The following is a 14,101-nucleotide window of genomic DNA, read 5'->3' as shown; positions in this document are numbered from 1 at the left end:
ACGGCCTAGTATGCCCGCCAAGCGCTGCAAAAAAAACGCCCAATTCGGCCTGGAAGGCAAGATAGGTGCCGAGCGGCGGTGGTATGGCAAAAAGACATCTACCAAGCACCGCAGATCCCATGTGGGAAGGGACAAGTCCCTCCCACATGTTTGTTGAGATCAGACCAGAATTGAGGTCCCGGTCATCTCTTTGGGCTTCTCCAACCCCATCAGCATCAGCATGGTCGGTGCCACATCCGCCAGCACGCCGCCTTCACGCACTTTGAAGTCGCGCTTGCCTACATAGATGAACGGCACCGGCTCGGTGGTGTGGGCGGTATGGGCCTGACCGGTGGTTTCGTCGGACATCTGCTCGCAGTTGCCGTGGTCGGCGGTGATCAGCGCTTCGCCGCCGACTTTGTCCAGGGCCTCGACAATGCGGCCGACACACAGGTCCAGGCATTCCACGGCCTTGGTCGCAGCTTCCAGGTTGCCGCTGTGGCCGACCATGTCGCCGTTGGCGTAGTTGACCACGATCACGTCGTAACGCTGGTGTTCGATGGCGTCGACGATCTTGTCGGTGACTTCCGGCGCGCTCATTTCCGGCTGCAGGTCGTAGGTGGCGACTTTCGGCGATGGGATCAGGATGCGTTCTTCGCCCGGGAACGGTTCTTCACGGCCGCCGGAGAAGAAGAAGGTGACGTGGGCGTATTTTTCGGTTTCAGCGATACGCAGCTGGGTCTTGCCGTTCTTCGCCAGGTAGTCGCCCAGCACGTTGTCCAGGCTGCCGGCAGCAAACGCTGCGGGGGCCGGGATGCTGGCGGCGTATTGGGTCAGGCCCACGAATTGGACTTTTGGCTGGCGCGCCCGTTCGAATTCCTTGAAACCGTCTTCGACAAACACACGGCTCAGCTCGCGGGCACGGTCGGCGCGGAAGTTCATGAACACCACGGCATCGCCGTCTTCGACCTTGACCGGCTCGCCGATGGTGGTGGCCTTGACGAATTCATCGCTCTCGCCACGGGCGTAGGCGGCTTCCAGGCCTTCCTGGGCGGTGGCGGCGTGGAATTCGGCCTGGCCGTCGACGATCAGGTTGTAGGCCTGGGACACGCGGTCCCAACGGTTGTCGCGGTCCATGGCGAAGTAGCGGCCCACCAGGCTGGCGATGCGACCCTTGCCCAGGGCGGCGAAGGTGGCGTCCAGCAGCTCGATGGAGGATTGCGCGCTTTTTGGCGGGGTGTCGCGACCATCGAGGAAGGCGTGCAGGTAGATCTTGTCGGCGCCGCGCTTGAAGGCCAGCTCGGCCATTGCCACCAGATGGTCCTGGTGACTGTGAACGCCGCCGTCGGACAGCAGGCCCATGAAGTGCACGGCTTTGCCGGCGGCCACTGCTTTATCTACCGCTGCGCAGAGGGTCGGGTTCTCGAAGAACTCGCCATCGCGGATCGATTTGGTCACGCGGGTGAAGTCTTGATAGACCACTCGTCCGGCGCCGAGGTTCATGTGGCCGACTTCCGAGTTGCCCATCTGGCCGTCCGGCAGGCCCACGTCCATGCCCGAGCCGGAGATCAGGCCGTTGGGCACCGTCGCGGTCAGGCGGTCGAGTACGGGCTTCTTGGCCGCGTACACCGCGTTGTCGTGGTGGCTTTCACTGTGTCCGAAGCCATCGAGAATTATCAGGACCAAAGGTTTAGGCGTAGTAGTCATAGATCCTCTCGCGGCGGTAATAAAGGAAGGCAATTGAAAAGGGAGTGGCAGTTTAAAGCGAAGTTCCGACCACGTCACCGCCTTACGGGGGTTGGCCCCCCCTGACGGCTGTGTATACTTACCGCCATTTTAACGCCCTGGAACCTCCTTGATGGTTGATCACCTGATTGCATTTGCCACTGCCCACTATCTGCTCGTGGGTGCCTTCGTCATCCTGCTGGCGCTGCTGATCGCTCACGAATTGAGCCGTGGTGGCCGCAGCCTGAGCACGTCGGAGCTGACCGCGCTGGTCAACAAGGATGAGGCCATTGTGGTGGATATCCGCCCAGTCAAGGATTTCGCTACCGGCCACATCGTCGGTGCCCTGAACATTCCTCAGGACAAGCTGATCGCGCGCCTGCCCGAGCTGGAAAAGCACAAGGCCAAGACCATCATCCTGGTCGACGCCCAGGGCCAGCACGCCGGTACCCACGCCCGCGAGATGCTCAAGACCGGTTTCACCGCCGCCAAGCTGTCCGGCGGCATCAGCAGCTGGCGCGCCGATAACCTGCCGCTGGTGAAGTGATATGAGCCAGGTCGTCGTATATTCCAGCGATTGGTGCCCTTACTGCATGCGGGCCAAGGCCCTGCTGGAGAAAAAGGGCGTTGCCTTCGAAGAGATCAAGGTCGATGGCAAACCCCAGGTGCGTGCCGAAATGGCCCAGAAGGCGGGGCGCACGTCAGTGCCGCAGATCTGGATCGGCGCCAAACACATCGGTGGTTGCGACGACCTGTTTGCCCTGGAGCGCGCCGGTAAACTCGATGCGCTGCTGCTCGTCTGACTCCTAACCCCTAAAAGACCCCAAGATCAAGAAGGATCTGCGATGACTGACCAACAGAACACCGAAGCAGCAGAAGCCCAAGGCCCACAATTTTCGCTGCAGCGTATCTATGTGCGTGACTTGTCGTTCGAAGCGCCGAAAAGCCCGGCTATCTTCCGCCAGGAATGGACCCCAAGCGTTGCCCTGGACCTGAACACCCGTCAAAAGGCACTGGAAGGCGATTTCCACGAAGTCGTGCTGACCTTGTCGGTCACCGTCAAGAATGGCGAAGAAGTGGCCTTCATCGCTGAAGTACAACAGGCCGGTATCTTCCTGATCCAGGGCCTGGACGAAGCGTCCATGAGCCACACCCTGGGTGCGTTCTGCCCGAACATCCTGTTCCCGTATGCCCGCGAGACCCTGGACAGCCTGGTCACCCGTGGTTCGTTCCCGGCGTTGATGCTGGCTCCGGTGAACTTCGATGCCCTGTACGCTCAAGAGCTGCAGCGCATGCAACAGGAAGGCGCGCCGACGGTTCAGTAATCTCGAACCCGACGCAGAACCCAATGTGGGAGGGGGCTTGCTCCCGATAGCGGTGGATCAGTCACGTAGATGTCGACTGACACTCCGCCATCGGGGGCAAGCCCCCTCCCACATTTGTTATGTGTGTTACTTGAAGCCGAGTTGGCGCCAGCCTTCGTAGACGGCAACGGCGACGGTGTTCGACAGGTTCAGGCTGCGGCAGCCTTCGCGCATCGGCAGGCGCAGGCGATGCCCGTCCGGCAGGGCGTCGAGTACTTCGGCCGGCAGGCCACGGCTTTCCGGGCCGAACAGGAAGGCGTCGCCTTCGGCGAAGCTGGCATCATGGAACGGTCGCGAACCCTTGGTGGTGAACGCGAACAGCCGTGGGTGGCCCAGGCTTTCCAGGCAGCTGGCCAGGTCGGCATGGCGTTGCAGGGTGGCATACTCGTGGTAGTCCAGGCCGGCACGGCGCAGGCGCTTGTCGTCCATGTCGAAGCCCAGGGGCTCGATCAAATGCAGGTGGCAGCCACTGTTGGCGCACAGCCTGATAACGTTGCCGGTATTCGGCGGAATTTCTGGTTGAAAAAGGATGACGTGAAACATGCACGGCTCCGAAGGCAAAGATGCGCTGCATTCTACCCCTGAAGAAGACCCAAGGCCGAAGCTAATGCCGAGGGTCATGGGCTCATTGGCGATTGTCGGCCTGATGGTGGGCCTGATGATCGGTCGCCTGACCACCCCTGACCCGGTCGAACTGCAGCAGATAGAGACGGCGGCGGACGGTGTGGTGGTGTGGTTCAGCCGCGAACCCAAGCTGCACGGCGAGCACATCGACGGCACCGTGGCGCTGCTGTTTGACGCACAAGGCAAGGCCGCCAGTGGGCAGCTCAAGGTCAACGACAAGGATGTGAACTGGCGCGTGCGCAAGACCGATGCGGGCTTGCTGCTGAACCTGGTGGCGGCTCGGCCGTTGCGCGGGGAGTGGAAGGGCGAGGAGGTGGATGACCGCTGGCGGCTGGAGATCCATCTCCAAGAGCAATAAAAGAGGGAGTTCCCGGCCTGCCTGTACCAGGGCTCCCAAAACGGGGTGAAGCCAGAGGCTTCGGTGTTAAAGAGGGAATCCCCGGCCTGCCTGTACCGAGGTTCCCGAAAGCGGTGTGGAGCGCGACGCGGTTCGCATCAAGCACCCCGGGTGTAAAGAGGGGATTCTCGGCCTGCCTGTACCAAGGTCCCCGAAACTGGGTTGTACTGGGGTTATTGCAGGGCGCGTGCCAGAGTGGCTAAGTTGTGCCAAAAAATTTCTCCAGAAAGCGCAAAGCCCCGGAATACGGGGCTTTGGTGTTTTCGGGGTTCAGCATTTTCTTAACAAAACGCTGGTTTCGGGCTTGGAACGTGTGCGCGATGCTAGAACAGGGTGCATTGAAGCGGTGCACGATGCTGAGTCCGTGTGGAGGTCCAAATGTGGGAGGGAGCAAACCCCCTCCCACATTTGGACCTCGGTAGATGGGAGATCAGGCGTCGTCGCCCTCATCGTCATCACCGCCATCGACCTTCATGCCCAACTCCTTGATCTTGCGCGTCAGGGTATTGCGACCCCAACCCAGCAACACGGCGGCATCGCGACGGCGGCCGGCGGTGTGCTTGAGGGCGGTTTCGATCATGATCCGCTCGAAGGCCGGTACGGCGCTGTCCAGCAGGTTCGACTGGCCGCGTGCCAGGGCCTGGTCGGCCCATTGGCGCAGCGCCTGTTCCCAGTTGGTCACCGGGGCCGAATCCTGCGGCAGGCTCAGCAGTTCCGGCGGCAAGTCGCCGATATGCACTTCGCGGCCGGACGCCATCACGGTGATCCAGCGGCAGGTGTTCTCCAGCTGGCGCACGTTGCCGGGCCACGGCAGGTTCTTCAGGTATTCCTCGGTCTCGCTTTTCAGCAGCTTCGGCTCGACGGCCAGCTCCTGGGCGGCGCGGCTGAGGAAGTGGCGGGCGAGGGTCGGAATATCTTCGCGGCGGTCCGACATGCGCGGGATGTGGATGCGGATCACGTTGAGACGGTGGAACAAGTCCTCACGGAACTTGCCGGCGTGCACCAGGGTTTCCAGGTTCTGGTGAGTCGCGGCGATGATGCGCACATCGACCTTGACCGGTGTGTGCCCGCCCACGCGGTAGAACTCGCCGTCCGCCAGTACGCGCAGCAGGCGGGTCTGGGTGTCGGCCGGCATGTCGCCGATTTCATCGAGGAACAGCGTGCCGCCGTCCGCCTGTTCGAAGCGGCCGCGACGCAGGTTGGCTGCGCCGGTGAACGCGCCTTTCTCATGGCCGAACAGCTCGGACTCCATCAGATCCTTGGGGATCGCCGCCATGTTCAGCGCGATAAACGGCGAGGCCGCCCGCGGGCTGTGTCGGTGCAGGGCGTGGGCCACCAACTCTTTACCGGTACCCGACTCGCCGTTGATCAGCACGGTGATGTTGGAATGGCTCAAGCGCCCGATGGCGCGAAACACTTCCTGCATCGCCGGCGCTTCGCCGATGATTTCCGGGGTGCGGGTCAGGGTCGGCGGAGCTTCCTGGTTCTGCTGTTCCTGGGCGTGCTGGTTGGCGCGTTTGACCAGCGCCACGGCCTCGTCCACGTCAAACGGCTTGGGCAGGTACTCGAAGGCACCGCCCTGATAGGACGCGACAGCGCTGTCCAGGTCCGAGTGCGCAGTCATGATGATCACCGGCAGGCGCGGGTGCTGCTCGCGAATCCGCGCCAGCAGGTCCAGGCCACTGGCGCCGGGCATGCGGATGTCGGAGATGATCACGTCGGGCTGCTGGCGCGCCAGGCGGCTCATCACCCCGTCGGCGCTGTCGAAGCTCTGGGTGGTCATGCCTTCCTGTTGCAAGGCTTTCTCGAGGACCCAGCGGATAGAACGGTCGTCATCGACGATCCACACAGTTTCACTACGGCTCATGTCGAGGGGGCTCCTTGTTCCAGAGGCAGAAAGATCGAGAATGTGGTGTGGCCGGGATGGCTCTCACATTCGATCAGACCCTGGTGCTGGCTGATGATGTTCTGGGTAATGGCCAGGCCCAGCCCGGTACCGTCCGGGCGGCCGCTGACCATGGGAAAGAAAATGGTTTCCTGGAGTTCCGCAGGAATGCCCGGGCCGTTGTCGATGATCTCGACCTTGGTCACCAGGCGATGGCGCACGTGGCCGATGGTGAACTGGCGCAGGGCACGGGTGCGCAGGCTGATGCGGCCAAGGCGCAGCTCGTTCTGGCTGCTGATGGCCTGCATGGCGTTGCGCACGATGTTGAGCACCGCCTGGATCATCTGCTCGCGGTCGATCAACACGTCGGGAATGCTCGGGTCGTAGTCGCGCACCAGGGTGATGCAGCCCTGGCTTTCGGCTTCTACCAACTGACAGACGCGCTCCAGAACTTCGTGCACGTTGGTCATCGCCAGCGACGGTAGCTTGTTGGAGCCGAGCATGCGGTCCACCAGGTTACGCAGACGGTCGGCCTCTTCGATGATGACGTTGGTGTAGTCCTTGAGGTGCTCGTCCGGCAGTTCACGGGCCAGCAACTGCGCCGCGCCGCGAATGCCGCCCAGCGGGTTCTTGATCTCATGGGCCAGGCCACGCACCAGCATCTTGCTGGTCTCCTGCTTGGACAGCTGGGCTTCTTCCTTGGTGATGCGCAACAGGCGGTCGCGGGGGTGCACTTCGAGCAGCAGCAGCGTGGCGCCGTTGCTCAGGATCGGGGTTACGGCGTAGTCGACGGTCAGCGTCTGGCCGGTGAGTGCCGTGAGCATCGCCTCACGCTTGGTGAACGGGTGTGCCTGCTCCACTGCCTGGCGCAACGAACTCAAGGCTTCGGCCGACTCGGTGAACAATTCGCTGATGAACTGCCCATGGCTGCGCTGGCCGCTGATGGCCAGGAGCATCTCTGCCGCCGGGTTCATGTACTCAAGGCGCAGGTCGTCATTGAGCAGGATGGTCGCGGTGGTCAGGTTGTCGAGTAGCAAACGGTGCAGTGCATCGCTGATGGTCATCGGGACCTCTTTTGGAGCAAGGCGCGTGCTTGAGGCACACGCTGATACAAGGAAAATGCAAAAACCAAACCAAGGCTCCGAAAAGAAGCGTGCAGGCCCTGAAATAGGCGTTTAAGGCGCGAAACTGTGGCGTACTGCCAGCTTCTTCGCGAAGTTTCGAACCAAAATGGTGTGAAGCGGTGGGAGGGGTGCAGGCTATTGCACCAATATAGTGCTGTTTTGTGAAGGTTGTTCAGGAAGTGATGAGAGAGTGCTCTCGGCGGGTGTGCGAGAGCGATCTCCGTGGTGGGCATTTATCAATGCGGCTGTGAGAGTGGCATGCCCGCGCTGCCGGCGTAAAAGACCAGCAGCTCCACCGGTGTGGTTCCGGTTCTGCCGCGATGCACTGTGCCTACCATCTCGGCCAGGGTTTGCCCTTGTGTCAGGGTGAGGGCTTGCCCGCCTTTACGGGCTTCAACGATCAGCTCGCCCGAGAGGATATACGCTGCATTCGGCATGGGGTGGCTGTGCCAGGGTAACTGCGTATTCGCGGGGATCTTGAGTCGCAACAGCGTGAGTTCCGGCGGGCTGGAGGGGTAAGTCTGGTAAGGTGTTCCGTCCCATGATGCGCTGCTCTGCAGCAGGATTTCCTTTTCGATTTGCACGACGTCTTTCGGCTGGCTGCTGCAGCCTAGGGCAGACAGGCAGGTCGCTGTTGCGATCAAGCATTTGAGGGTTTCCATGGTTTGGCTTCATCCCGTTCGCTGAGTGGCCGGCCAGGCTACGATCGCTGTTCGGGGAGGGATGCCGGAAGGTGCCTAAAATGATGTGGGTGTCATCCGTTATTCGCCTGTGCGGATACACAGCTCGGCCGTAGCGCGGATCATCGCCAGTTGCCGCAGCGGATCGTTCAGCGGCTCATGCACCGCTTCGGCCAGCCATTGAGGGCACTGTGGGTCGGTACGCTGCGGAGTGAAGTCAGCCAATTGCTGCAGCAGGCGTTTCTGCAGCTCATCCAATTGCGGGCGTATCTGCTTCACCAGGTCCGGGCGCGGATCGTCCGGTGCCTTGCCCTGGAACTGCCAGTCGGACAGGTGGGTGTACTGCACCAGTTTGTTCGCCTCGATCTGCGCCGAAAAAAATTGCTCAGCGGTGGCGGGCGCCAATTTGTAGCTCGGTGCCTGGGCCATGACGCTGGCGATCACCTCTTGTTCGCGCTTTTTGTCTTCTACAGGTTTTTTGCTGTCCCATTTGCTCAGGGCCACCTGGTCGGCGATCTCCAGGCGTTCGGCGATGCTGTTGAGCAGCGGCTCAAGAGTGGGTGGCGCAGCCAATGCACTGGCGCTGAAAAACACTAAAGCGAATGCAAATCGACGTTTCAATGCGGATCTCCTTATGGGAGGGGGGATTCGGGTTAATTCCCGGGCAAAAAAAACCTCCCGAAGGAGGCCTTTTTCATCACGCTGCGTCAAGCAGCGCTACCGGATCAGCAGCTGTAGTACAGCTCGTATTCCAGTGGGTGTACGAAGGTGCGCACTTTGATTTCTTCTTCGCTTTTCAGCTCGATGTAGGCATCGATGAAGTCGTCGCTGAATACGCCGCCTTTGGTCAGGAACGCACGGCCCTTGTCCAGCTCTTCCAGGGCTTCTTTCAGGCTGCCGCACACTTGTGGGATCTCTTTGGCCTCTTCAGGCGGCAGGTCGTACAAGTTTTTGTCGGCGGCGTCGCCAGGGTGGATCTTGTTCTGGATACCGTCCAGGCCGGCCATGACCAGGGCAGCGAAAGCCAGGTATGGGTTGGCTGCTGGATCCGGGAAGCGAGCTTCGATACGGCGAGCGCGCGGGCTGGACACGTAAGGAATACGGATCGAGGCGGAACGGTTGCGAGCCGAGTAGGCCAGCATGACCGGTGCTTCGAAACCTGGGACCAGACGTTTGTAGGAGTTGGTCGATGGGTTGGTGAAGCCGTTCAGGGCCTTACCGTGCTTGATGATGCCGCCGATGAAGTACAGGGCGGTGTCGGACAGGCCGGCATAACCTTCGCCAGCGAAGGTGTTCTTGCCTTCTTTGGCGATGGACAGGTGAACGTGCATACCCGAACCGTTATCGCCGTACAGCGGCTTAGGCATGAAGGTAGCGGTACGGCCGTAGGCATCAGCCACGTTGTGTACGCAGTACTTCAGGGTCTGGACTTCGTCAGCCTTGGCAACCAGGGTGTTGAACTTCACACCGATTTCGTTCTGGCCGGCAGTCGCCACTTCGTGGTGGTGAACTTCGATGACCAGGCCCATTTCTTCCATGGCGTTGCACATGGAGGTACGGATTTCGTGGTCGTGGTCGAACGGCGGAACCGGGAAGTAGCCACCTTTGATGCCTGGACGGTGGCCTTTGTTGCCGCCTTCCACGTCCTGGTCGGACATCCACGAACCTTGTTCGGAGAAGATCTTGAACATGGAGCCGGAGATGTCGGACTTGAACTTGACCGAATCAAAGATGAAGAATTCCGGCTCCGGGCCTACGAATACGGTGTCGCCGATACCGGTGGACTTCAGGTATTCCTCGGCACGCTTGGCGATCGCACGTGGGTCGCGGTCGTAGCCTTGCATGGTCGAAGGCTCGATCACGTCGCAGACGATGATCAGGGTTGGGTCTTCGGTGAACGGGTCGAGGACGGCAGTGCTGTCGTCCGGCATCAGGATCATGTCGGAGGCTTCGATGCCTTTCCAGCCAGCGATGGAGGAGCCGTCGAACATTTTGCCTTCTTCGAAGAAAGCATCATCCAGCGCGTCGCGAGCCGGCATGGTCACGTGGTGCTGAGTGCCTTTGGTGTCCGTGAAGCGCAGATCAATCCATTTAACGTCATGATCTTTGATGAGTTGAACCGACTTCGACATAGTGTCCTCCGGGTGGCTTCGGGCTGGGGTAGTGGAGTTAGCCCTTAGAATGTGGGTGATGCCGGCGCGGATAGTCCGCCATGGCAACCTGCCTCACAAGAGAGCAAATTGCATGCCAGTGCGCCAACATGGGTTTTTTGCTCCAAAAACGCCCCTATAAAGGTGCATTGCGACAAATGCCCGAAATTGGCGCACCGCAATGTGGCGCGCGCGAGTGCAAATGCACCTCTTTAGTGCGAGTCGAGTGTTGTGCATATTAACTGGTTAAACCTTGAGCGATTTCCGCTATAATCCGCGCCCCCCTTTTTCGGCAGGCCCTGCGCGCGCTGTTTCCATGAAATTAATCGTTAAAGTCTTCCCCGAGATCACCATCAAGAGCCGACCGGTACGGATGCGTTTCATCCGTCAGTTGGCCAAGAACATCCGTGCCGTGCTCCGCGATCTGGACCCGGCTGTGGTGGTGAACGGTGTGTGGGACAACCTCGAGCTGGAAACCCGCCTGACCGACGCCAAAGCCTTGAAGGACATGACCGAGCGCCTGAGCTGCATGCCGGGTATCGCGCATTTCCTGCAGGTGGATGAGTACCCCCTGGGGGACTTCGACGACATCACCGAAAAATGCAAACGGCACTTCGGCGACAGCCTTGAAGGCAAGATTTTTTCGGTGCGCTGCAAGCGTGCCGGCAAGCACCCGTTCAGTTCCATGGACGTCGAGAAATACGTCGGCAGCAAGCTGCGTCGCGAGTGCGGCGCCGCCGGAATTTCCCTCAAGGCGCCGCAAATTGAAGTGCGCATGGAAATTCGCGACCAACGGTTGTTTGTGATTCACAGCCAGCACGACAGCATCGGCGGCTACCCGCTGGGCGCCCTGGAACAGACCCTGGTCCTCATGTCCGGCGGTTTCGATTCCACGGTGGCGGCCTACCAGATCATGCGCCGCGGCCTGATGAGCCACTTCTGCTTCTTTAACCTGGGCGGGCGTGCACACGAATTGGGCGTGATGGAAGTTGCGCACTTTATCTGGAAGAAGTACGGCAGCTCCCAGCGCGTGCTATTTGTGAGCGTACCGTTCGAGGAAGTGCTGGGCGAAATTCTCGGTAAAGTCGATAACAGTCATATGGGCGTAGTTTTGAAGCGTATGATGTTGCGCGCCGCGTCCCGAATCGCCGATCAGTTGCAGATCGACGCGCTGGTGACCGGTGAGGCGATTTCCCAGGTTTCCAGCCAGACGCTGCCGAACCTGTCGCTGATCGACTGCGTGACCGAGAAGCTGGTACTGCGCCCGCTGATCGCCAGCCACAAGCAGGACATCATCGACTTGGCAGAAACAATCGGCACCGCCGACTTTGCCAAGCACATGCCTGAATACTGCGGGGTCATTTCGGTGAACCCCAAGACCCACGCCAAGCGCAACCGCGTGGAGTACGAAGAACAACAGTTTGATATGGCGGTTCTGGAGCGTGCGCTCGAGAACGCCAAGCTGGTCCCGATCGATCGTGTTATCGACGAACTGGGCCAGGATGTGCAGATCGAAGAAGTCAGCGAAGCCCTGGCCGGCCAGATCGTCATCGACATCCGTCACCCGGATGCCGCTGAAGATGAGCCGCTGGAAATCGCCGGCATCGACGTACAAACGCTGCCGTTCTATGCATTGAACGCGCGTTTCAAGGAACTGGATAACAGCCGTCAGTACCTGCTGTATTGCGACAAAGGCGTGATGAGTCGCCTGCATGCCCACCATTTGCTCAGTGAGGGGCATGCCAATGTGCGCGTTTATCGACCGAGCTAAGAGCCCGGGGCTGTTTGCCTGTGGCCTGCGTCACCGGCCCCCCGACTCTGCCGTCAAGCTGTAACGGCAAGGCCTGACTCTACTGTTAATCGCTGCCACGACCTGTCAGCACACCGAATCCTCTGATCGAGATACACAAGTGATCGAAAATCTACGTAACATCGCCATCATTGCCCACGTTGACCATGGTAAAACCACCCTGGTAGACAAACTCCTGCGTCAATCCGGCACCCTGGAGCGCAACGAGCTCAACGACGAGCGCGTGATGGACTCCAACGACCAGGAAAAAGAGCGCGGTATTACCATCCTGGCAAAAAACACCGCTATCAACTGGAACGGCTACCACATCAACATCGTGGATACCCCGGGCCACGCCGACTTCGGCGGCGAAGTAGAACGCGTAATGTCGATGGTTGACTCCGTTCTGCTGCTGGTTGACGCTCAAGACGGCCCTATGCCGCAAACCCGTTTCGTGACCAAGAAGGCTTTCGAAGCCGGCCTGCGTCCGATCGTGTGCATCAACAAGGTTGACCGTCCAGGCGCGCGTCCGGACTGGGTTCTGGACCAGATCTTCGACCTGTTCGACAACCTGGGTGCCACCGAAGAGCAACTTGATTTCCAAGTGATCTACGCCTCGGCCCTGAACGGCATTGCCGGTCTGGAACACACCGCCATGGCGGAAGACATGACCCCGCTGTACCAGGCGATCGTTGACCACGTTCCACCACCGAAGGTTGACCGTGACGGTCCGTTCCAGATGCAAATCTCGGCACTGGACTACAACAGCTTCCTGGGTGTGATCGGCGTTGGCCGTATCGCCCGTGGCAGCGTCAAGCCGAACACCCCGGTTGTCGCTATCGGCGCCGACGGCAAGAAGCGTAACGGTCGTATCCTGAAGCTGATGGGTCACCACGGCCTGCACCGCATCGACGTTGAAGAAGCTTTCGCCGGCGATATCGTGTGCGTCAGCGGTATGGACTCGCTGTTCATCTCCGACACCCTGTGCCAGCCGGATACTGTCGAGGCAATGAAGCCTCTGACCGTCGACGAGCCAACCGTTTCCATGACCTTCCAGGTAAACGACTCGCCTTTCTGCGGTAAAGAAGGCAAGTTCGTGACTTCCCGTAACATCAAGGAACGTCTGGACAAAGAGCTGCTGTACAACGTTGCACTGCGCGTTGAAGAAGGCGACTCGGCTGACAAGTTCAAGGTTTCCGGCCGTGGTGAGCTGCACCTCTCGGTACTGATCGAAACCATGCGTCGCGAAGGCTTCGAAATGGGCGTTGGTCGTCCAGAAGTGATCATCCGTACCGTTGACGGCGTGAAGCAGGAACCGTTCGAAAACGTCACCATCGACACCCCTGAAGAATCCCAGGGCAAGGTCATGGAAGAGATGGGCCTGCGTAAGGGCGACCTGACCAACATGGTGCCGGATGGCAAAGGCCGTGTGCGTCTGGAATACAACATCCCTGCTCGTGGTCTGATCGGTTTCCGTAACCAGTTCCTGACCCTGACCAACGGCGCTGGCATCCTGACCTCGATCTTCGATCGCTACGACACCATGAAGTCCGGCGACATGTCCGGCCGTCAGAACGGTGTCCTGGTATCGGTAGAAACCGGCAAGGCACTGACCTACTCCCTGGAAACCCTCCAGGCGCGTGGCAAGCTGTTCGTTGAACACGGCCAAGAGATCTACAACGGTCAGATCGTTGGTCTGAACAGCCGTGACAACGACATGGGCGTCAACCCAACCAAAGGCAAGAAGCTCGACAACATGCGTGCTTCGGGTAAAGACGAAACCATCGCCCTGGTTCCACCTGTTCGCTTCACCCTGGAACAGGCCCTGGAATTCATCCAGGACGACGAACTGTGCGAAGTGACGCCGAAGTCGATCCGCCTGCGTAAGAAGATCCTGGACGAAGGCGAGCGTACCCGCGCTGCCAAGAAAGCCAAGAACTGAGTTAACTCAGGCTGAATGAAAAACGCCCCCGGTCGAAAGGCCGGGGGCGTTTTTTTATGCCTGCAGTTTCTGTGGTGGCTGTACTGGCCTCATCGGGGTGTAGAACCGTAGACATCGTTTACATCTGAAACCGGGGACATCGTTTACACATTTGAGGCCTGGACGCGGGTCATACCTCGTCCAAGCCTCCCCAAGGGATAATCACACAGGTACAAATCCCAAGCATCATCTTCAGCTTCTTTGAGCCCTATCCTTTCCCCGGACAGCGCCTCGCTGATAAATACCAACTTGCCGTTCCACTTGATCGATCCGTCCTGCCTGACGCTTCGAACTTTCATTTCTGCCGGATATTCCACATCGGGCAAGCACCCTGGATAAATTCGGGTGGACGGCACATACAAGTCTCCCGGACTTTTCATGCCGAGCGCTTCGTGAGGGCGTA

At 59.8% G+C, this 14,101-nt stretch carries 13 protein-coding genes and 1 pseudogene; 6 read left to right on the top strand and 8 right to left on the bottom strand.

What is annotated here, in order from left to right; all coding sequences use genetic code 11:
- Positions 1–159: 159 nt before the first annotated feature.
- Positions 160–1,686, bottom strand: coding sequence for a 2,3-bisphosphoglycerate-independent phosphoglycerate mutase (gene gpmI, locus BM416_RS20275; RefSeq protein ID WP_092489244.1), 1,527 nt, complete (start codon positions 1,684–1,686; stop codon positions 160–162).
- 151 nt (positions 1,687–1,837) lie between these two features.
- On the opposite strand from gpmI, the gene BM416_RS20270 reads away from it, so the two are divergent.
- From BM416_RS20270 to secB, 3 genes are read left to right on the top strand one after another with little or no spacing between them, the layout of a single operon-like run.
- Positions 1,838–2,251 carry a rhodanese-like domain-containing protein gene (locus BM416_RS20270; protein ID WP_092489243.1) on the top strand — a complete coding sequence of 138 codons (414 nt, stop codon included), beginning with the start codon at positions 1,838–1,840 and terminating at the stop codon, positions 2,249–2,251.
- A gap of 1 nt (position 2,252) precedes the next feature.
- On the top strand, positions 2,253–2,507 hold the full coding sequence (gene grxC / locus BM416_RS20265; protein WP_010213876.1) for a glutaredoxin 3: 255 nt from the start codon (positions 2,253–2,255) through the stop codon (positions 2,505–2,507).
- 42 nt (positions 2,508–2,549) lie between these two features.
- Entirely contained in the window at positions 2,550–3,029 is a 480-nt protein-coding gene (secB, locus tag BM416_RS20260) for a protein-export chaperone SecB (RefSeq protein ID WP_014716520.1), read from the top strand.
- Positions 3,030–3,155: 126 nt separating this feature from the next.
- Here secB and BM416_RS20255 read toward each other — a convergent pair whose 3' ends face one another.
- Positions 3,156–3,611, bottom strand: a complete 456-nt coding sequence (locus BM416_RS20255; protein WP_010563141.1) for a tRNA (cytidine(34)-2'-O)-methyltransferase — start codon at positions 3,609–3,611, stop codon at positions 3,156–3,158.
- Between BM416_RS20255 and BM416_RS20250 the strand changes: the two genes are divergently transcribed.
- Positions 3,610–4,050: a hypothetical protein gene (locus tag BM416_RS20250; protein WP_092489242.1), complete on the top strand. Its 441-nt coding sequence runs from the start codon at positions 3,610–3,612 to the stop codon at positions 4,048–4,050. The two genes, BM416_RS20255 and BM416_RS20250, sit on opposite strands and share 2 nt — an antisense overlap.
- Positions 4,051–4,519: 469 nt before the next feature.
- Here BM416_RS20250 and ntrC read toward each other — a convergent pair whose 3' ends face one another.
- The 5 genes from ntrC to glnA form a co-directional block, all read right to left on the bottom strand.
- Complete coding sequence (gene ntrC / locus BM416_RS20240; protein WP_027605069.1) at positions 4,520–5,956, bottom strand: nitrogen regulation protein NR(I); 1,437 nt, start codon at positions 5,954–5,956, stop codon at positions 4,520–4,522.
- Entirely contained in the window at positions 5,953–7,038 is a 1,086-nt protein-coding gene (glnL, locus tag BM416_RS20235) for a nitrogen regulation protein NR(II) (RefSeq protein WP_024072896.1), read from the bottom strand. The genes ntrC and glnL overlap by 4 nt, the downstream gene beginning before the upstream one ends.
- A gap of 296 nt (positions 7,039–7,334) precedes the next feature.
- Positions 7,335–7,760 carry a cupin domain-containing protein gene (locus BM416_RS20230; RefSeq protein ID WP_092489241.1) on the bottom strand — a complete coding sequence of 142 codons (426 nt, stop codon included), beginning with the start codon at positions 7,758–7,760 and terminating at the stop codon, positions 7,335–7,337.
- Between the two features lie 99 nt (positions 7,761–7,859).
- Positions 7,860–8,399, bottom strand: a complete 540-nt coding sequence (locus BM416_RS20225; protein ID WP_092489240.1) for a chorismate mutase — start codon at positions 8,397–8,399, stop codon at positions 7,860–7,862.
- Positions 8,400–8,503: 104 nt separating this feature from the next.
- On the bottom strand, positions 8,504–9,910 hold the full coding sequence (gene glnA / locus BM416_RS20220; RefSeq protein WP_024072899.1) for a glutamate--ammonia ligase: 1,407 nt from the start codon (positions 9,908–9,910) through the stop codon (positions 8,504–8,506).
- Positions 9,911–10,244: 334 nt separating this feature from the next.
- On the opposite strand from glnA, the gene thiI reads away from it, so the two are divergent.
- Positions 10,245–11,699: a tRNA uracil 4-sulfurtransferase ThiI gene (gene thiI, locus BM416_RS20210; protein ID WP_065940748.1), complete on the top strand. Its 1,455-nt coding sequence runs from the start codon at positions 10,245–10,247 to the stop codon at positions 11,697–11,699.
- Between the two features lie 139 nt (positions 11,700–11,838).
- Entirely contained in the window at positions 11,839–13,659 is a 1,821-nt protein-coding gene (gene typA, locus BM416_RS20205) for a translational GTPase TypA (protein ID WP_024072901.1), read from the top strand.
- A gap of 143 nt (positions 13,660–13,802) precedes the next feature.
- Here typA and BM416_RS20200 read toward each other — a convergent pair.
- A pseudogene (locus BM416_RS20200) lies at positions 13,803–14,101 on the bottom strand (IS481 family transposase); the annotation flags it as partial.

This window comes from Pseudomonas sp. NFACC42-2 (assembly GCF_900116055.1).
GTDB lineage: Bacteria > Pseudomonadota > Gammaproteobacteria > Pseudomonadales > Pseudomonadaceae > Aquipseudomonas > Aquipseudomonas marginalis.
This window is presented reverse-complemented; position numbering and strand designations above follow the sequence as displayed.

Excerpts from the sequence above, each read along its gene's own strand:
- ntrC (WP_027605069.1), bottom strand. The coding sequence starts at position 5,956 with ATGAGCCGTAGTGAAACTGTGTGGATCGTCGATGACGACCGTTCTATC.
- grxC (WP_010213876.1), top strand. The coding sequence starts at position 2,253 with ATGAGCCAGGTCGTCGTATATTCCAGCGATTGGTGCCCTTACTGCATG.
- glnL (WP_024072896.1), bottom strand. The coding sequence starts at position 7,038 with ATGACCATCAGCGATGCACTGCACCGTTTGCTACTCGACAACCTGACC.
- BM416_RS20270 (WP_092489243.1), top strand. The coding sequence starts at position 1,838 with ATGGTTGATCACCTGATTGCATTTGCCACTGCCCACTATCTGCTCGTG.
- gpmI (WP_092489244.1), bottom strand. The coding sequence starts at position 1,686 with ATGACTACTACGCCTAAACCTTTGGTCCTGATAATTCTCGATGGCTTC.
- glnA (WP_024072899.1), bottom strand. The coding sequence starts at position 9,910 with ATGTCGAAGTCGGTTCAACTCATCAAAGATCATGACGTTAAATGGATT.
- secB (WP_014716520.1), top strand. The coding sequence starts at position 2,550 with ATGACTGACCAACAGAACACCGAAGCAGCAGAAGCCCAAGGCCCACAA.
- thiI (WP_065940748.1), top strand. The coding sequence starts at position 10,245 with ATGAAATTAATCGTTAAAGTCTTCCCCGAGATCACCATCAAGAGCCGA.
- BM416_RS20250 (WP_092489242.1), top strand. The coding sequence starts at position 3,610 with ATGCACGGCTCCGAAGGCAAAGATGCGCTGCATTCTACCCCTGAAGAA.
- BM416_RS20230 (WP_092489241.1), bottom strand. The coding sequence starts at position 7,760 with ATGGAAACCCTCAAATGCTTGATCGCAACAGCGACCTGCCTGTCTGCC.
- BM416_RS20255 (WP_010563141.1), bottom strand. The coding sequence starts at position 3,611 with ATGTTTCACGTCATCCTTTTTCAACCAGAAATTCCGCCGAATACCGGC.